At 62.3% G+C, this 18,640-nt stretch carries 14 protein-coding genes and 1 rRNA gene; 7 read left to right on the top strand and 8 right to left on the bottom strand.

The genetic code is table 11. The features are described from left to right. Positions 1-105: 105 nt before the first annotated feature. A 5S ribosomal RNA gene (gene rrf, locus JNO50_RS17210) occupies positions 106-220 on the top strand. A gap of 44 nt (positions 221-264) precedes the next feature. On the opposite strand, the gene JNO50_RS17205 is transcribed toward rrf, so the two are convergent. After that, positions 265-738: a 2-thiouracil desulfurase family protein gene (locus tag JNO50_RS17205; protein WP_189531731.1), complete on the bottom strand. Its 474-nt coding sequence runs from the start codon at positions 736-738 to the stop codon at positions 265-267. A gap of 118 nt (positions 739-856) precedes the next feature. Between JNO50_RS17205 and JNO50_RS17200 the strand changes: the two genes are divergently transcribed. Together JNO50_RS17200 and JNO50_RS17195 are read left to right on the top strand one after the other, a co-directional pair. Further along, positions 857-2,299 (top strand): hypothetical protein, encoded by a 1,443-nt coding sequence (locus JNO50_RS17200; RefSeq protein ID WP_189531729.1) that lies wholly within the window; start codon positions 857-859, stop codon positions 2,297-2,299. A 76-nt stretch (positions 2,300-2,375) separates the two neighbouring features. Next, positions 2,376-4,730, top strand: a complete 2,355-nt coding sequence (locus tag JNO50_RS17195; protein WP_189531727.1) for a diguanylate cyclase — start codon at positions 2,376-2,378, stop codon at positions 4,728-4,730. Positions 4,731-4,742: 12 nt separating this feature from the next. Here the strand turns inward: JNO50_RS17195 and gabD are convergent, their stop codons facing one another. The 6 genes from gabD to JNO50_RS17165 all read right to left on the bottom strand — a co-directional run bounded on the left by gabD (position 4,743) and on the right by JNO50_RS17165 (position 13,840). Beyond that, positions 4,743-6,203, bottom strand: coding sequence for an NADP-dependent succinate-semialdehyde dehydrogenase (gabD, locus tag JNO50_RS17190; RefSeq protein WP_189531725.1), 1,461 nt, complete (start codon positions 6,201-6,203; stop codon positions 4,743-4,745). Continuing rightward, a complete protein-coding gene (gene gabT / locus JNO50_RS17185; RefSeq protein WP_189531723.1) occupies positions 6,196-7,485 on the bottom strand; it encodes a 4-aminobutyrate--2-oxoglutarate transaminase in 1,290 nt (429 codons plus the stop codon). Before gabT ends, gabD begins: the two co-directional genes overlap by 8 nt. A 192-nt stretch (positions 7,486-7,677) precedes the next feature. Beyond that, a complete protein-coding gene (locus JNO50_RS17180) occupies positions 7,678-9,009 on the bottom strand; it encodes a TolC family outer membrane protein (RefSeq protein WP_189531721.1) in 1,332 nt (443 codons plus the stop codon). Between the two features lie 19 nt (positions 9,010-9,028). Then, a complete protein-coding gene (locus JNO50_RS17175; protein WP_189531719.1) occupies positions 9,029-12,088 on the bottom strand; it encodes an efflux RND transporter permease subunit in 3,060 nt (1,019 codons plus the stop codon). Between the two features lie 11 nt (positions 12,089-12,099). Next, on the bottom strand, positions 12,100-13,176 hold the full coding sequence (locus tag JNO50_RS17170; protein WP_189531717.1) for an efflux RND transporter periplasmic adaptor subunit: 1,077 nt from the start codon (positions 13,174-13,176) through the stop codon (positions 12,100-12,102). A gap of 10 nt (positions 13,177-13,186) precedes the next feature. After that, complete coding sequence (locus JNO50_RS17165; RefSeq protein WP_189531715.1) at positions 13,187-13,840, bottom strand: TetR/AcrR family transcriptional regulator; 654 nt, start codon at positions 13,838-13,840, stop codon at positions 13,187-13,189. Between the two features lie 135 nt (positions 13,841-13,975). On the opposite strand from JNO50_RS17165, the gene argB reads away from it, so the two are divergent. Both argB and JNO50_RS17155 read left to right on the top strand, forming a co-directional pair. Continuing rightward, a complete protein-coding gene (gene argB / locus JNO50_RS17160) occupies positions 13,976-14,848 on the top strand; it encodes an acetylglutamate kinase (RefSeq protein ID WP_229804500.1) in 873 nt (290 codons plus the stop codon). Positions 14,849-14,929: 81 nt separating this feature from the next. After that, positions 14,930-15,364 (top strand): CBS domain-containing protein, encoded by a 435-nt coding sequence (locus JNO50_RS17155; RefSeq protein WP_189531711.1) that lies wholly within the window; start codon positions 14,930-14,932, stop codon positions 15,362-15,364. On the opposite strand, the gene JNO50_RS17150 is transcribed toward JNO50_RS17155, so the two are convergent. Then, the gene (locus tag JNO50_RS17150; RefSeq protein ID WP_189531709.1) at positions 15,327-16,145 is read right to left on the bottom strand and encodes an IclR family transcriptional regulator; all 819 of its coding nucleotides are present in this window, start codon (positions 16,143-16,145) and stop codon (positions 15,327-15,329) included. The two genes, JNO50_RS17155 and JNO50_RS17150, sit on opposite strands and share 38 nt — an antisense overlap. An 89-nt stretch (positions 16,146-16,234) precedes the next feature. Here JNO50_RS17150 and JNO50_RS17145 point away from each other — a divergent pair, with 89 nt between their 5' ends. Further along, positions 16,235-17,419, top strand: coding sequence for an acyl-CoA dehydrogenase (locus tag JNO50_RS17145; protein WP_189531707.1), 1,185 nt, complete (start codon positions 16,235-16,237; stop codon positions 17,417-17,419). Positions 17,420-17,434: 15 nt separating this feature from the next. After that, positions 17,435-18,628 carry a CaiB/BaiF CoA transferase family protein gene (locus JNO50_RS17140; RefSeq protein WP_189531705.1) on the top strand — a complete coding sequence of 398 codons (1,194 nt, stop codon included), beginning with the start codon at positions 17,435-17,437 and terminating at the stop codon, positions 18,626-18,628. The last annotated feature ends 12 nt before the right edge of the window (positions 18,629-18,640 follow it).

The following is an 18,640-nucleotide window of genomic DNA, read 5'->3' as shown; positions in this document are numbered from 1 at the left end:
ATTTGAACAGCTTGGGTGAGCCCAGGCTGGCGACGCGATGCGTCATCGACCCGATACATACTCCCGCGACGCGCGGGCGGCTTCTTGATTTGTTGACAGTTTATGTCTGGCGGCCATAGCGAGGTGGTCCCACGCCTTCCCATCCCGAACAGGACCGTGAAACGCCTTAGCGCCGATGATAGTGCGGTATTCGCCGTGTGAAAGTAGGACACCGCCAGACTCCCCCCTCCAAGCCCTGACCCTACGGTCAGGGCTTTTGGTTTTTTAAGGCAGCAAATTGAGTTCCGTCTCGCTGAATACCGGTATCCCGGCCTGCCGCAAACGATGCGCCGTTATGCCTTCCCCCGGGACCAATTTTCCGGCAAAGTGACCATCATAGACGGCCAGCTTGCCGCAAGAAGGGCTGTTGGCTTTCAGAAGCGCACAGCCGGCTCCCGTTTCTTGTGCGATACCGAGTACTTTGTCGGCTCCCGACAGGAACTCGGCCGTGACATCGTCCCCGGTGGCCGTGATGACGCTGCCCTGTCCCCGCAGGACATCGCTCGCGCTGCGGCCCGGTTCGATTTCTGCGGGTGCCCGGGGCGTTGGCAGTCCTCCGGCGCATTCCGGGCAAACGGGAATCAGCCCGAATCGCTGTCGTAGATCGCGCAGGGTTTCGTCCGGTAATCCCTTGGCGCCTCCGTCGTAGCGTACCGGATGGCCGAGCAGGCAGGCGCTGATCAGGAGTTTGTTTTTCATAAATAATGGCACTTTAAGTTGTTGAATTTTATGAGTGATGGCCGACGTGTTTCTTTGTTACGGGAAAACGCGTTAAAATCAATAGTTTGCAAGATTCCGCAGCGGTAAAGATACGATTATGAAGTTTCATCCGCGTAATTCCCGGTTGATGGGGGCTGCACGGGCTCCCGGCCGGTTCATCTTCGGCGACGCTCTGGACGCGACTGGCGCTCTGGAGGCGTGCGAATATGTCATTCATACGGCATCACCAGCTTTTATATGTCGTTTGGTGGGGAACGATACCACCGAATTCGAAGGCCGTGATGACGAAGACTTCGCCAGTGCTATTTTGTACGACGACGTCAATAATACCTCGATTTACGTGTGCAATTCCGGCTTCCGTTTGTACGATTTCACTTTTACGGGAGCCGTGCCCAGCGCGGAAACCTTGCAGTCGATCTGTGATGAAGCCATGGACGACTACCTGCAGTTGCAAGATATCTACAAGGAAAGAGAGCTGGGCTACAAGCAGAGGGAGATGCGTAGCGGGCCGACCGAACCGCTCCCTCCCGCCGCGCGAAGCGAGGCCATCGAGACCCTGGTCGGCAAGACTCGTCAAACTCTGCGGGATCCGGTCGCGCGTATCGCGTTCGAGTCGGCGGTACGGGAAACCATTTCCGGGGGGGATCAGGCGGTCTTCACCGAAGCGCAGCTGGCATTGCAAAGCGAGCCAGCCGCTCGCGAGCGCCTTATCGAGGCGGCGCGCGACGCTATCGCCTTCCCTGAGGTAGTGCGTCAGGATGGCTCTATCATGTCGTTTGAATTGTGGGCGTTGCCGTTCTGCTTTTCGCGGGCCAAAGGTGGGGTCTGGTGGCACTTCCCCATGCTGGAGCGAGTGGAGCCGTTGCTCGCCGATGCGCTTGAGCTGCCGCCCAACGCGATTCTCTGGCTGTCGCCCACGCTATTCACCGTCGACATGCTCAACGAGCGGGGCTGTCAGAACCTGATTCATCTGGCGCCCGTCATGGATGCCGGCTGCGATTTCGCGCCGGAGGATCCCGACCACGCACGCGCCACTTTCGAAGCGGCCAACCGGACAACGGATCCACAATGGGTTGTCGCCTGGATTCCCTTCCTTGTCGAGCGGGGGTCCTTGAATGTCGATTCGGCCAGACGCTTTGGCCGGCGCGCGCTCGACGCCATTCTTCCCAGTATACAAGAGGCCATTTCCTCCGAGATGGAGTACGGCGAGGCGGAAATTTTTGCGCCATTGCCTTGGTGGGAGGCATTGGCGGCCGGCGTGATGGCGGCCAATCGCAAGCGGCTTGGTCTGACGGTCGCCATGGTGCTGGGCAAGGAGACGTCGGTCTCGCATCTTGAGGCCATCGTAACCTATCAACCGGAACTCTCCGGCTATGAGATCGCCTTGCGGCGCCTCGGCCAGGATGCCGTGCTTGCCGTCGCGCCCTGGCTGCTGGTGCCGGATGTGGCCCCGGACCGGAGGGTGGCATTCGACGATCTGAAACGCTGTCTGGAACAGGCCGGTCTCAAACTGGTCGAAAGGGCCGCCCGGCTTCATTGACGTTGCCGTGTGATGCCGTCGTTGCCTTTATGCCGATGGGCTGATAATCTCCCGAGCCATGAAAGGTATGGGGGCAATGTTGGCATCGCGCTTTGGTCGTACCCTAAAGTTCCGGGTGGCGCTTCTGACGGTCGTGCTCGGCATGGGCAGCCTTGTCTTGATCGGCTGGTTCAATTTCCAGGCGGCCCGGGCGGAAATCAAGAACGAGCGTTTCCGCTACCTGTCTGATCTTGTCGAACGGATCGCCGCCGACATTGACCAACGGGTGGCGGTACGTCAGCGTCTCCTGGCCTCATCGGTGCGTACCCTGCATCCGACGGATGCCGCTCTGCCGCAGATGGCGGAAGGCATCCTGACGTCTCTCCGTCCCATCGCCCCCCTGTTCGATGCGCTGGTCGTCTATGACCGCCATGGCATCATTCTGGCCGATGAGCCGGCCAGTGCCGGGCGCCGTGGTCTGGATATCCATGATCGCGACTATTTTATCGAGACCCGGAAATCCCTTCGGCCGATGATTTCCGTGCCGCTGCGTACCCGCAATAACCCGAAGCGGCGCATTGTGGTGTTCACCGTTCCGCTCACTGATCCGCACGGACAGTTTGTCGGAATGGTTGGCGGCAGTCTGGAGTTGCTGTCCGTCGGATTCTTCCGGGATCTGGAGTCGATCACCATCGGCAATAGCGGCTATATTACGGTCAATGCCGTGCGTTCCCGTCTGAATATTTACCATCCCGACACGTCCCGCGTTTTCGAACCTTTGCCGTCCGCCGCCAGCAGTCCTGCCCTGAATCGGGCCCTGGGTGGTTGGCAAGGTGTGGATGAAACCACGATCAGTACCGGTGAGCGCATGCTTGTGGCCTATCGCCCGCTGCGCCAGGTGGATTGGGTGGTCGGCGGGTTGCTGCCAGTCGGCGAGGCCTATGAGCCGATTTATTCTCTTGCCGAACGTTATATCGCCTTTGCATTGGGGATGATGCTGGTTGTGCTGCTGCTGGTTTCCTGGCGCTTAAAGCATATTTTGCGTCCGCTGGATCGCCTCAAGTCCAATATCCTGACTTTGCCTGCTTCAGGCAACAGTGTTTTGGCGGGTATCAGCGACTACGACGAGTTGCAGTCCGTTGCCGATGTCGTTGCCCGGGCCTGGTCCGAGCGGGACACAATGGAAGCGCAGCTGGCACGCAGCGAAGCGTTTTTCCGGGCGTTGAACGAGGCGTCTCCTCTCGGAGTCTTTGTTGTCGATGATCGTGGCAAACTGAATTATGTTAATCGCGCGTGCAAGCGCTTGTTTGGCTATGAGAATGAAGTGGAGTGGCATGGCCGGCACTGGAACGAGGCGGTGCACCCGCTCGATCACGAGCGCATCCGGGCGCTGGCGCGATCGCTGCTCGCGGACGGAGAAACCCTGGTCAAGACGGAGTGCCGGCTCATCAACGGGCAGCGCCCTTTCCTGAATGTCGAATTGAGATTGTGTCGGCTGACGTATGAAGCGGAACCGCGGTTTCTTGGTGTCGTCATGGATGTGTCGGAGCAGGAAGAGACCCGCCAGAGTCTGATGGCTGAACGCGAACGGGCGATGGCGATCCTGGAATCGATCGGCGACGCGGTGGTTCTGACCAGTCATCTGGATGAAATCGAATACCTGAATCAGCCGGCCGAGGCGCTGCTCGGGGTGCGGGCCCAGGATACCCTTGGCCGCCCCCTCTACAGCTTCGCAAGCTTCAGCCCTCCGGAGAACGGACGCCCCTTGTCGATCCAGCGCCTAGAATCGCTGGTGGCGCACCCGTTTTGCGAAATGGACATGATGACAAAGGATGCCAGAGTACAGCCCGTGGTGTTGACCTTGTCGGTGATTGCCGCTGTGGGAAGTATGCATGGTTACCGTGTTTATGTTCTTCATGACGACAGCGCACGCCGGGAACGGGAAAAAGCGCACCGCTGGGAGGCCAATCACGATCCGTTGACCGGCTTGCTCAACCGCCGCGGCTATCTTGCATCGCTGTCGGGTTTGCTTGCCGGCCCGGATCGGAAGGGGCGCAATGATGCCATCGCGCTGATCGACCTGGATCACTTCAAGGCCGTCAACGACCATGCAGGGCATGGTGCCGGCGATCAGTTGCTGCAGGATGTGGCGGGCATCATCCAGAGCCGTCTGCGCAGTTCGGATGTGGCTGCACGGCTGGGAGGAGACGAATTCGCGTTACTGCTCTTCAATTGCCGGCTTGACGATGCGCGCGCGCTGATCGAGGCCGTGCGCGGCCAGATCGAGGCTCATGTGCTTGAGGTGGCCGGAGTGAGTCTTTCCGTCACGGCGAGCGTGGGGATGACCATGCTTCGTCCTGACGATGTTGTGCCGGCCGACCCGATCGAACGGGCCGACCAGCGCTGCTATCTTGCCAAGAATGCCGGCCGCAACCGGTTGGTCACCGGCTGAGGCCGGAAACGGTCAGCGGTCGATACCACCAAGGCAGAGGTACTTGATTTCCAGGTAGTCGTCGATGCCGTAGTGCGACCCTTCGCGTCCCAGACCGGATTGTTTGACGCCGCCGAACGGCGCGGCTTCGTTGGACAGAATGCCGGTGTTGACGGCGACCATGCCGTACTCCAGTGCTTCGGCCACCCGAAAAATCCGCCCGATATCCCGCGAATAGAAGTAGCTGGCCAGGCCGAACTCCGTGTCGTTGGCGTAACCGATCACCTCTTCCTCGGTATCGAACCGGAAAACCGGCGCGAGCGGGCCGAAGGTTTCCTCCTTGGCCACCTTCATGGCGCCGGTCACACCGGTGAGCAGCGTCGGCTGGAAGAAGCGGCCGCCCAGCTCGTGGCGCCGGCCTCCGCTCACCAGTTTCGCGCCGAGCGCAACGGCATCCGCGATGTGTTCTTCGACCTTGCCGATCGCTTTGTCGTCAATCAGCGGCCCTTGGTTCACGCCATTTTCCACGCCGTTGCCGACTTTCAGCTTGTCGACGGCTTCGGCAAGACGCGCGACAAAGGTGTCGTGGATGCCGGACTGGACATAGAGACGGTTGGCGCAGACGCAGGTTTGCCCGGCATTGCGGAATTTGGAAATGAGCGCGCCTTCCACCGCCGCGTCCAGGTCGGCATCGTCGAAGACGATGAACGGCGCATTGCCGCCCAGTTCCATGGACACTTTCTTGACCGTGGGCGCGCACTGGGCAATCAGTTTGCGACCCACTTCGGTCGATCCGGTGAAGCTGAATTTGCGCACGGTGTCAGAGCCGGTCAGAACGGCGCCGATGGCGCTCGATCCGCCAGTGATGACCGTGAACACCCCGGGCGGAATGCCGGCGCGATGCGCGAGCTCGGCCAGGGCCAGCGCGGAAAGCGGTGTCTGGCTGGCGGGGCGTACCACGATGGGACAACCGGCGGCGAGCGCTGGAGCCGCTTTGCGGGTGATCATCGCATTGGGGAAGTTCCATGGGGTGATGGCGGCCGCCACGCCGATCGGCTCGCGCATGACGATGATGCGCTTGTCGTTCTGCGACTGCGGGATCGTATCACCATAGATGCGCTTGGCCTCTTCGGCGTACCACTCGATGTACGACGCGCCGTAAGCGATTTCCCCGCGCGCTTCGGCGAGCGGCTTGCCCTGCTCGGTCGTGAGCAGCCGGGCGAGGTCTTCCTGATGGGCGACGATCAGATCGAACCAGGCGCGCAGCAATCTTGCGCGTTCGCGCGCGGTGGTGCGGCGCCAGCTCGCGAAGGCGCGCTCCGCCGCCGCTATGGCGCGTTCGGTCTCGGCGCCGCCCATGTCGGGCACGCGGGCGATCGTCTCGCCGGTGGCGGGGTTGTCGACGGCAATCGTGGCGCCGTTGTCGGCGTCATGCCACTTTCCGTCCAGATAGGCCTGTTGCCTGAAAAGGCCAGGATCCTTCAAGTCAATCATGCTGAACTCCGTTCATGGTGTGCAGGATGGCTGTTTCCAGTTTGCCCAGCGCCTCCTCGAACACCGCGTCCTCGATGGTCAACGGGAACAGGAAGCGGATCACATTGCCGTCACTGCCGCAGGTGAGCAGGATCAATCCATCGGCCAGTGCCTTCGCCTGCACGGCTCGGGCGAATTCGGCATCCGGTTCGCGTCCGCCAGGATGGCTGAATTCGACCGCCACCATGCCGCCTGGCCCGCGCACGTCGGCGATCGCCGGAACGCGCTGGCGGAGCGCGACGAGCCGCTCCTTGATCTGATGTCCCAGCCGTTCGGCGCGGGCGGGCAGATTGTCGCTTTGCATCAGGTCGATCACGGCCGCGGCCGCGGCGAGGGCCAGCGGGTTGCCGGCGTAGGTGCCGCCAAGACCTCCCGGTTGCGGCGCGTCCATCCATTCGGCGCGTCCGGTCACGGCCGATAGCGGGAAACCGCCCGCCAGGCTCTTGGCCAGTGTGATCAGATCCGCGTGAACCGAATAGTGCTCCATCGCGAACAGTTTGCCGGTGCGGCCGAAGCCCGCCTGGACTTCATCGGCGATGAGCAGGATGCCATGCTCGTCGCAGATGCGGCGCAGCGCAACGACAAATTGCGGGGGAGCGCTATAAAAACCGCCTTCCCCCTGGACCGGTTCGAAAATGATGGCGGCGATCCGTTTCGGATCGACGTCGTACTTGAACAGTTTTTCTACGGCGCCGATCGCGTCATCGACGGTGATGTCGCGTAGCGGATTGGGGAAGGGGGCGTGGTAGACCTCGCCCGGGAAAGGGCCGAAGCCGGTTTTGTACGGAGCTACCTTGCCGGTCAGCGCCATGCCCATCATGGTGCGGCCATGGAAGGCGCCGCCGAAGGCGATGACGCCCGCCCGGCCGGTCGCGGCGCGGGCGATCTTGACGGCGTTCTCCACCGCTTCGGCTCCCGTGGTGAAAAACGCGGTCTTCTTGGGAAAATCCCCGGGAGTGAGACGGTTCAGCTCTTCGGCGACACGAATGTAGCTTTCATACGGCACGACCTGAAAGCAGGTGTGGCTGAAGGATTCCAGCTGCGCCGAGACGGCGGCCTGGATCTTTGGGTGCAGGTGGCCGGTATTGAGCACGCCGATGCCGCCGGCGAAGTCGATGTAGCGGTTGCCGTCCGTATCCCACAACTCGGCATTGCGGGCGCGCTCGATGAAAAAGGGGCACATCACGCCGATGCCGCGAGGGGTGGCGTCGGTGCGGCGTTGCTGCAAGGTCCGGTTGCTCACTTCGTGTCTCCTCCGTTGTTGTGGGTGTGTCGCGCCGATCCCGCGGGATGCGTGACGAAAATCATTCTAATTATGTGTTTAGCAAAAAGCCACACGGTAGTTGAAAAAATTAAACACTTGGCGAGCGACTCGGCGTGGGCATGAAAAAACCGGGCCTAAGCCCGGTTTCGCGCGTGGCGAAGTTGCAACGCGTCAGTGTCGGATCGAGGCGTTCACGCCGCGCAGCACACCCTCGTCGAGACGGCCGACGGATTGCGCGAGGGCGATGCGGGCGTTCAGGTAGCGGTAGCGGGCATCGGCCAGAGTCTTGATGGTCGTGGTGTAATCCTGCTCGGCCTTGAGCAGATCCAGGTTGGTGCGGACTCCCACCTCCTTGCCAAGGCGCGTCGATTCGAGTTTGCTTTTCGCCGACACCAGCAATTGCTCCTGTGCCCTGACGTAGGCGGCGCCATTGGTGACGCCAAGGTAGGCGCGACGGACGTCCTCGCGCACCTTGCGGCGTGTGGCCTCGAGTTTTTCCCGGGCGCTGTCCAGGCGCGCGGCGGCCTCCCGGACCTGGGCGTTGATGCCGCCGCCGGCGAACAGCGGCAGGCTGATGTTGACGCCGATGGAGCTGCCGCGGGTCGGGCCGCCGCCGAGAGCGGCGGGCTGGTTGGAGCGGTTGTCCTGGTAGTTGGCGGTCAGGTTGACCGTGGGCAGGTGGCTGCCGCGTTTTTCGGTGAGATCCTGTTCGGCGCGGGCGACCTGCTGGGTTTGCGCGCGGATTTCCAGGCTGTTGTTCAGGGCTTGCGCGACCCAGCCGTCCAGGGTTTCCGGGTCGGGCTTGTCGAGCACCATCCGGCTCGCCAAAGGCTGGATCCCGCTGCCGGGCAGCCCGGTCAGGCGCGTCAGGTTGTTGATGGCGATTTCCAGCGTGCTTTGCGCGATGATTTCTTCGGCAATCGCGCCATCGTAGCCGGCCTGGGCTTCATATGTGTCGGTTATCGTGGCGGTGCCGACCTCGAACGAGGTTTTCGCCTGGTCAAGCTGGCTCTTGTAGGATTTCTTCGCGGCCTGGGTGGCGGACAGCGAGTCCTGGGCGAGCAGCACGTCGAAATAGGCCTTGGCCACATCGGAGATCAACTGCTGTTCCGCCTGTTCGTACTGGGTTTGCGACAGCGCGGTGTCGATCTTGCCTTTCTGGTAGCCGGTGTAGCGGCTGACGTCGAACAGCGGCTGCGTCATGCCCAGGGTGTAGCCATGGCTTTCCGCGCCGTTGCGCAGGTCGCGGCCGTTCTGATCCTGGCCTTTGGGGGCGATCGGGTTCGCGCGGGTGTAATTGCCGGTGACGCTCACCTGTGGCAAGAGCCCGGCGCGTCCCTGCGCCTGCCGCTCCTGTCCCGCCGCGAGATCGGCGCGCGACGCGGCATAACCCGCGTCGTAGTTTCTGGCCGCCTGCCAGGCTTCGATCAGGTCGAAGGCGGTGGCTTGCCCCGGGAGCGCGGCGATGGCAAGCCAGATCATGAGTTGATGTTGTCGTTTCATTCGTGGTGGATCTCGATAATCAAATGTTGTTCCGTGGCCGCGACACCTTGAACCATTGCGCGTACAGTGCGGGCAGGAACAGGAGTGTCAGCACGGTTGCGACCAGCAGGCCCCCCATGATGGCGACCGCCATCGGACCCCAGAAGGTGCTGCGCGTCAGCGGGATCATGGCCAGGATGGCGGCCAATGCCGTTAGCATGATAGGCCTGAATCGGCGAACCGTCGATCCCAGGATCGCCTCCCATGGCGCGATGCCATCCCTGATGTCATGTTCGATCTGATCAACCAGGATCACCGAGTTGCGCATGATCATCCCCGCCAGGGCAATGACACCCAGCATGGCGACAAAGCCGAAGGGCGCGCTGAACAGGATCAGCGACAGCGTCACGCCGATCATGCCCAGCGGGGCTGTCAGCACGACCATCAGGGTACGCTGGAAACTCTGCAATTGCAGCATCAGCAACGTCAGTACGATGACCAGCATCAGGGGTTGCACGGCCGCGATCGCGGTCTGGGACTTTTCGCTGGATTCCAGCGAGCCGCCAAGCTCAATGTGATAACCGACAGGCAAAGTTTTCTCAAGTTCCTGAATTTTCGGCCAAAGTCTGATAGAAATGTCGGAACCCTGAACGCCATCGACCGGATCGCCGCGCACGGTAATGGTCGGCAGGTGGTTGTGACGCCACACGATGCCCTCTTCGGGGGCATAGCGGATCTTGCCGATTTGCGACAGCGGTACATAGCGGCCGGTTCCGGTCTGGATCATCAGATTGCCGAGTCCCGCGACATCCTGGCGCTCGCCATGATCAAGGCGCACGACCACCTGGATATTGCGGTCGCCTTCGCGGTACTGGGTCACCGGCGCGCCGCTGATGAGCATCTGCAACTGGCGCGACAGGTCCTGATTGCCGATGCCCAGCGCCCGGGCCTTGTCCTGGTCGATATCGACATGCAGGGCCTTGACCTCTTCGCCCCAGTTGTTGTCGACGTGCTTGAGGCCCGGTGTCGCGCGCATCATGTTTTCCACCCGGGTCGCGATGCCGCGTACCGTGGCGTGATCGGGTCCGCTGACACGGAATTGCACCGGGTAGCCGACGGGTGGACCGTTTTCCAGCCGGGTGACCCGGCCGCGCACCATCGGGAAATCCGTTTCGAACAGGGTCTCGATGGTTTTCTTCACGTCTTCGCGCACATGCTCGTCGCGGGTCATCACCATCAGCTGGGCATAGTTCATGTGCTGCTGCTGTTGATCAAGCGGCAGGTAGTAGCGAGGTGAGCCGTTGCCTACGTAGCTGGTGATGCTGACGATGTGCTTGTTGCCGGCAAGTTTCGCTTCGAGCCGCCGGGTTTCGCGTTCGGTGGCGTCGTGGCTCGCGCCTTGCGGCAGCCACAGATCCACCATCAGCTCCGGGCGGTTCGATGACGGAAAAAACTGCTGCTGCACGAAAAGCCGGAAAGCGCCCAACGACACGATGAACGCGATAAGCGTCAGTGCGATCACCGTTTTGCGATGGTCAAGGCACCACTCGAGCACGGAGCGAAAACGGATGTAGAAGGGTTTGGCGTAGACGTCGTGGTCGGCATGGGCGACCTGGTGCTCGGGAAGCAGCCGGTAGCCGAGATAAGGGGTGAAGACCACGGCAACGACCCAGGACAGGATCAGCGCGATGCCGACCACCGCGAACAGGCTGAACACGTATTCGCCGGCATCCGATTTGGCGATCCCCACCGGCAAAAACGTCGCGGCGGTGATCAGCGTTCCGGTCAGCATCGGGAAGGCCGTGCTGGTGTAGGCGAAGGTGGCGGCCTTGAAGCGGGTCCAGCCCTGTTCCAGCTTGAGCTGCATCATTTCCACCGCGATGATCGCGTCGTCGACCAGCAGGCCCAGCGCGATGATCAGCGAGCCCAGGGAAATGCGTTGCAGATCGATGCCGAACAGGTACATGGCCAGGAAGGTCATCGCCAGCACCAGCGGGATGGACAGCGCCACGACCACGCCGGGGCGCCAGCCGAGACTGAAAAAGCTGACCGCGAGCACGATCACCACGGCTTCGGCGAGCGAGTGCATGAATTCGCTGATCGAGTGCTCGACGACTTTGGGCTGGTCGGAAATGGCGTGCACTTCGATGCCCACCGGAAGGTTTTTCTTCAAGGTGGCCATCAGCGCATCCAGATCGCGTCCCAGTCGCATCACGTCGCCGCCGTTCACCATGCTGATGGCAAGGCCAAGGGCGGGTTTGCCGTTGTAGCGCATGGTGGATTCCGCGGGGTCGACCACACCACGGTCGATCCGGGCGATATCGCTCAAGCGGAAGGTGTTGCCATTCGCCGCGATGGGCGTGGCGCGGATCGCATCAAGACTGTTGAACGCGCCGCTGGGACGAACACGGATCCGATCCGTGCCGGTTTCGAAGGTTCCGGCCGGCGTGACGGCATTTTGCGAGGCGAGGCTGTTCCAGATCAGCCTTGAGTCGAGACCGAGTCCGGCCAGGCGCGCGGTCGATACGTCGACATATACCCGGGGCTCCTGCTCTCCGACCAGATCGGCGCGCGCCACATCGGGCAACCGCAATACCTCCTCGCGGACGCGGTCGACTTCCCGCCGCAGCTCTTCGGAGCTGAAACCATCGCCCGTGAAGGCGAACATGTTGCCGTAGGTTTCGCCGAATTCGTCATTGAAGAATGGCCCCTGCACACCGGCGGGCAGCGTATGGCTCATGTCGCCGAGCTTCTTGCGCAGCTGGTACCACAAGCCTTCGACCTTCTTGGGGGGAACATTTTCGCGCAAGGCGATAACCATGACGGTTTCGCCCGGTTTGGTGTAGCTGCGAACCGAGTCGATCTCGCTCATTTCCTGCAGCTTTTTCTCCACCGGGTCGGTGACCTGCCGCTCCATCTCCAGGGTGGTGGCGCCAGGCCAGTTCACTCTGACCAGCATGGCCTTGAAGGTGAAATCGGGGTCTTCTTTCTGGCCGAGCTTCAGATACGCGAACACTCCGCCCGCCATCAGCATGACCATCAAGTACACGACCAGGGCTTGGTGCTTCAGCGACCATTCGGACAAATTGAGTTTTTTCATCGGTCGCTCTATCAGGGGTTGTTGAGCAGGCGAACCGCCTGGTTGTCGCGTAGCAAATGCACTCCGGCGGTGACGACCAGCGCGTTTTTGGCCAGCGGTCCGCTGACAGCGGCAAACTCGCTGGTCACGGCTTTCACATCGACCTGGACGCGTTTGACGCGCAGGGTCTTTTCATCGACGAGCCAGACAAAGTGCTTGCCCGCCTCGTCTAGCAGCGCGGTGACCGGCAGGCGTGCCACGCCTTGCGGGGTAGTGCCGGGAATGGCGACACTGGCCGTCATGCCGAGCCGCAGAGTGTCGTCCGGCTTGGGAATGGCGATCCTGGCGGGGTAGGTGCGGGTCGCCGGATCCGCATCGGCGGCCAGTTCACGCAACACTCCGTCATAGCTGCGATTGCCGGACCAGAGGCGGACGGTCAGCCGTGTGGCGCCGCGCACGGCGGCCAGGGCGTTTTCCGGGACGCTGACCGCCACTTCCAGTTGTCCGTCACGGGCCAGTTTGGCCACCGGCTGTCCGGCGGCCACCACCATGCCGGGTTCCGCGGTGATCGAGCTGATCACGCCATCTGCATCGGCAACTAGATTGGTGTAAGCCGTCTGGTTGCGGCTGGCGCCCAGTTCCGCGCCGGCCTGATCCCGCCGCGAGGCGGCGGCCTTGACCGACGCTTCCATTTTGTCGAATTGGGCCCGGCTGATGAAACCTTTGCCCAGAAGCTCCCGGTAGCGCGCAAGATCCGCTTCCTGCTGTGCCAGGTCGACGCGCGCCGCGTTCAGCTGCGCTTCTTTGGCGGTCAGCGCCAAGGCGTAGTCGCTGCCGTCCAGTTTGGCGATCAGTTGGCCTTTGCGGACCCGGTCGCCCTGGTTGACCTGCCGGGAGACGATTTTGCCGCCGACGCGGAAACCGAGCGCCGCTTCGTGGCGCGCGCGGATCTCGCCCGGGAGCGTAAGGCCCGCGTCGAGCGAGCCGTCGGCGACGCGGACGTAGCGCACGGGACGGACTTCTTCAATGGGAGGGGCGTCCTTGCCGCAGGCGGCGACAAGCAGGCCGGCCGCCAGGATGACCGGCAGTCGTGTCGGGTGAAGTTTCATGGTGGGCTTTCTAACGAGATGGCTGGTTAAGTCCGGTGAGCATCATGTCCAGGGCGAAGTGCAGGTAGCGCAGCGGATCGGCCGGCGACGACGGCAGGCCGTTCTCTGCGCGCAGGAACGAATGTTGGTCGATCATGGTCATCAGCGCCGGGGCCAGCAGCATTTCCGCCGCGTCGTCCACGGGTACGTCGCGGAACTCGCCGCTGTCGATGCCGGCGCGGATGATCCGGGCGACGAGGTTCTTGCCGGGCTGGATGAGTTCATCGTGGTAGTAGCGCGTTAATTCGGGGAAATTCGCCGCTTCGGCGATCATCAGCTTGCACAATCCGCCGGCTTTCCGGGAGGCGACCTTGTGCCACCAGATCTCCATCAGTTCATGCAGCAGGTCGGCGCGGCTGCCACTGCGCGCCGAGACGGTTTCCTGGATGGTGCCCAGCGGATTGAGCAGGAACTCATTGATCATCGCCTTGAAAATGTCTTCCTTGCCGGAAAAGTACAGATAGGGCGTGCCCTTGGTTACGCCCGCGCGTCGGGCGATTTCTTCCATGCGGGTGGCGCTGAAGCCTTTTTCCACGAACAGGTCGAGGGCGGCGTCCAGGATCTCGGCCGGCCGGGCTTCTTTTTTGCGCTGCCATCGGGCGGCGACGGGGCATTTGAGGTTCATGGTTGCTGAACAATGGTTCATTTAATGCGCTACTGTAGACAAATTTCCATGCTGTAGCAATTAATAAATATCTTTTCAGTAAATTGCTTCGGTAGAATGTCGGCATCTGGAACCGTTTTTTGCAAAGGAAACACTGTGTCCGCAACCGCCTCCGACAAAGCCCGCATCCTGGCCGAAGCCCTGCCTTATATCCGCCGTTTCGCCGGTAAAACCATCGTGATCAAGTACGGCGGCAACGCCATGACCGATGACCGCCTGAAAGAGGATTTCGCCAAGGATGTCGTTCTGCTCAAGCTGGTGGGGCTCAATCCGGTTGTGGTGCATGGCGGCGGCCCGCAGATCAACGGTCTGCTCGAACGGGTGGGCAAGGAAGGACAGTTCATCCAGGGCATGCGCGTGACCGACGCCGAGACCATGGATGTGGTGGAAATGGTGCTGGGCGGACTGGTGAACAAGGAAATCGTATCGCTGATCAACAAGCACGGCGGCAAGGCCGTCGGCGTGACCGGCAAGGACGGGCATTTTATCCGCGCAAGCAAGCTGTACCTGAAGAGCGAGAGCGACGAGACCATCGACATCGGGCAGGTCGGCGAAATCGAGTCGATCGATCCGACGCTGGTGGCGCTGCTGGACAGCCAGGATTTCATTCCCGTGGTGGCGCCGATCGGCGTGGGGGAAGAGGGGGAGGCGTACAACATCAACGCCGACCTGGTCGCCGGCCGTCTTGCCGAAACCCTTGGCGCCGAAAAGCTGATCCTGATGACCAATACGCCCGGCGTACTCGATAAGAACGGCCAGTTGCTGACCGGCCTGTCTGCCGCCGAGGTGGATGCGTTGTTCGCCGATGGCACCATTCACGGCGGCATGATGCCGAAAATCTCTTCGGCGCTGGAGGCCGCGCGCAACGGTGTGGCGTCGGTGCACATCATCGATGGCCGCGTGCCGCATGCGCTGTTGCTGGAGATCCTCACCAACGAAGGGGTGGGCACCATGATTCGTGCCCGATAAGACAGGTGTCTGCACGGCTGAAGTGTGTTCTATAGTGGTAAAACACCTTCAACCCGAACCCACCAGAACGAAGGGGGAGACATGCAGACAGTCAGGCAGTTGCTGGAGGCGAAATCGCATCACGGGATCATCCATATCGGGCCCGATGCGACGGTGTTCCAGGCGTTGCAGTTGATGGCCGATCGCGATGTCGGCGCCGTGCTGGTCATGGAGGACGACGAACTGGTCGGAATCTTTTCCGAGCGGGATTACGCGCGTCGCATCGTGCTGCAAGGACGCACCTCGGCCGGAACCCATGTGCGCGACATCATGACCAGCCGCGTGGTGTACGTCACCCCGGAGAACACTCTCGATCAATGCATGGCGTTGATGACCGACAAGCATATCCGCCACCTGCCGGTGATGGATGCCGGCAAATTGATCGGCTTGCTGTCGATCGGCGATCTGGTGCGCGCCACCATCGAAGAGCAGAAGTTCGTCATCGAGCAGTTGGTTCACTATATCCAGATGGCCTGATCTCCTGTCCGTGGCCAGGCAGCAATGATCGCCCCAGTGCGACCAGCGCCGGGGCGATTTCGTTTCGCATGCGCGCTTCGTCGAACAGGAACACCGGCCCGCTGGCATTGAGGCTCATCGCCTGCTGGCCCGGCCACAGCGGCGGCACCGTCACCCCGACAGCCATCACCTCCGTCTCGTAATCGCCGAACGAGGCGGTGTATCCCGTTTTTTCCCAGTCCCGCAGCGCCGCCGCAAGTCCCGCTCTGACCGTTTCCCAGCGATCGCCGTAGCGCGCGGCGAGCGCGTCGTCCAGTCGCGCGCGTTCGTTGTCGGGCAAACCGGCATAGAGCGCCCGTCCGATGGCGGTGGTGGCCAGGGGGACGCGCGAGCCGACATTCAACTGCACCGATACGCGGGCCTGACTGCGGCAGGTTTCCAGATACACCACATCGGTGCCGTCGCGCACCGCGAGACTCGTCGAGACGGCATGCTCAAGGGAGAACGCCTGCATCAGCGGCGCGGCGGCGCGCCGCACATCGTGCCCGGCCAGCGCCGTGGCCGCCAGCGCGAGCAGGGTCGGCCCCGGGCGGTAACCACCGGCCGGGTCGGCGACAAGATAGCCTTGCGCCGCCAGAGTGTAGCTCAGGCGCGACACCGTGGATTTGGGCAGACCGGTGCGCGCCGCCAGTTCCTGATTGCCCAGCACGCCATCGCCGGGCCGGTAGGCCGAGAGCAGGGCAAGGCCGCGGGCCAGCGCGGTCACGAATAACCGGTCATCGTCAAAGCGTTCGTGAGTCATGATCTTTACATTGTCATTTAGTGTTGTTAGTCTATTTTGCATGGTGGAACACAATTCCGCAATGCGGAACTATCGTGAGGAGACAAACCATGAGCTCAATTACCAGCCGCCCGGCCTTCGTCTGGAGCGATCCCCTTCTTCTGGAAAACCTGCTGACCGATGAAGAGCGCATGGTGCGGGATACCGCGCATGCGTTCTGTCAGGAGCGGCTGCAGCCGCGAGTCCTGAGCGCCAACCGGGAGGAGCGCTTCGATCGCGAGATCATGGCCGAAATGGGCGAGCTTGGGTTGTTGGGCTGCACTATCGACGGCTATGGTTGCGCCGGGTTGTCGCATGTCGCGTACGGTCTGATCGCGCGTGAGGTCGAGCGGGTGGATTCGGGCTACCGTTCGGCGATGAGCGTACAGTCGTCGCTGGTGATGCATCCGATTCACGCCTATGGCACGGACGCGCAAAAGGACCGTTACCTTCCCCGGCTCGCCAGCGGCGAGTGGGTCGGTTGTTTCGGGCTGACCGAACCGGATGCCGGCTCCGATCCGGCCAGCATGCGCACCCGCGCCCGCAAGGTCGATGGCGGGTATGTGCTCAAGGGATCGAAAATGTGGATCACCAACAGTCCGATCGCCGACGTGTTCGTGGTCTGGGCCAAGGATGACGAAGGCGAGATCCGCGGTTTCGTGCTTGAGCGTGGCATGCCGGGTCTTTCGGCGCCGAAGATCGAGGGCAAGTTCAGTCTGCGCGCCTCGGTGACCGGGGAAATCGTCATGGAGGACGTCTTCGTCGCGGAGGAGGCGCTGCTGCCCGGCGTGAAAGGTCTGAAAGGGCCGTTCGGTTGTCTTAACAAGGCGCGCTACGGTATCGCGTGGGGCAGCATGGGCGCGGCCGAATTCTGCTGGCACGCGGCGCGGCAGTACACGCTCGACCGCAAGCAGTTCGACCGGCCGCTGGCCGCCAATCAGCTGATCCAGCTGAAGCTCGCCAATATGCAGACAGAGATCGCGCTCGGGCTGCAGGCGGCCTTGCAGGTGGGGCGTTTGATGGACGAGGGACGGGCGGCGCCGGAGATGATCTCGCTGATCAAGCGCAATAATTGCGGCAAGGCGCTGGATATCGCCCGCGTCGCCCGCGACATGCACGGTGGTAACGGCATCGCCGACGAGTACCACGTGATTCGCCATGTCATGAACCTCGAAGCGGTGAACACTTACGAGGGTACGCACGATGTGCATGCGCTGATTCTGGGGCGCGCGCAGACCGGCATCGCGGCATTCTGAACGGGAGGGAGTGGCATGGGCGGCGCGCTTGAAGGCTTCAAGGTGCTCGATTTGAGCCGTGTTCTGGCCGGTCCCTGGGCCGGGCAATTGCTGGCCGACCTCGGGGCGGACGTGATCAAGATCGAACGGCCCGGCGAGGGGGACGAGACCCGGGCCTGGTCGCCGCCCAGCCTGCCCGACGGCACGGCGGCTTATTTCTTGTGCGCGAACCGGGGGAAGCGTTCGGTCACCGTGGATATCACCCGTCCCGAAGGCCAGGACATCATCCGGCGCCTCGCCGCGGAGGCGGATGTGGTGCTGGAGAACTACAAGGTCGGGGGCCTGGCCAAATACGGCCTGGACTATGCCGCGCTGAGCGCGGTGAATCCCGCGCTGGTGTACTGCTCGATCACCGGTTTCGGGCAGGACGGACCGTATGCGTCGATGCCCGGCTACGATTTCATCATCCAGGGCATGTCGGGTCTGATGAGCATCACCGGTCCCGCGGATGGCGAGCCGCACAAGGTGGGGGTGGCGACCACCGATCTCTTTACCGGTCTGTATGCCGCCAACGCGATTCTCGCCGCCTTGCTGGCCCGTGTTCGCACCGGGCGCGGGCAGCATATCGACATGGCCCTGTTCGATTGCGCCGTGGCGACGCTGGCCAATGTGTCCATGAACTGGCTGATCGGCGGCAAGGTGCCGCCGCGCCTGGGCAATGCCCATCCCAACATCGTGCCCTACCAGGTCTTCGCCACCGAGGGCGGCGGACATTTCATTCTGGCGTGCGGCAACGACCGCCAGTTCGTGGCGGTCTGCGAGGTCGCAGGGCATTCGGAATGGTCGGCCGACGAGCGTTTCTCGACGAATCCCGCCCGGGTGCGTCATCGCGCCGAGCTCGTGCCTTTGCTGGCCGGGGTGTTTCTTACGCGGTCACGCGACGACTGGCTGGCGCGGCTAGATGCCGCGGGCGTGCCGTGCGGACCGATCAACACCATTGATGAAGCGTTTGCCGATCCGCAACTTGTTCATCGGGCGATGGCCATCTCCATGATCGACAGCCGGGGGCAGAAAGTGCCCTTGTCCGGGTGTCCGATCAAATTGTCCGACACGCCGGTCGGGTATACTCTCGCACCGCCGGCGCTCGGCGAGCACACCGACGAGGTGCTCGCCGCGCTGGGTTATGACGAGGCCCGCGTGGCGGAACTCAGACGACAGGGCGCCATTTAAACGTTTGTTTGA

The sequence above is a fragment of the Paludibacterium paludis genome (assembly GCF_018802605.1).
Classification (GTDB): domain Bacteria; phylum Pseudomonadota; class Gammaproteobacteria; order Burkholderiales; family Chromobacteriaceae; genus Paludibacterium; species Paludibacterium paludis.
This window is presented reverse-complemented; position numbering and strand designations above follow the sequence as displayed.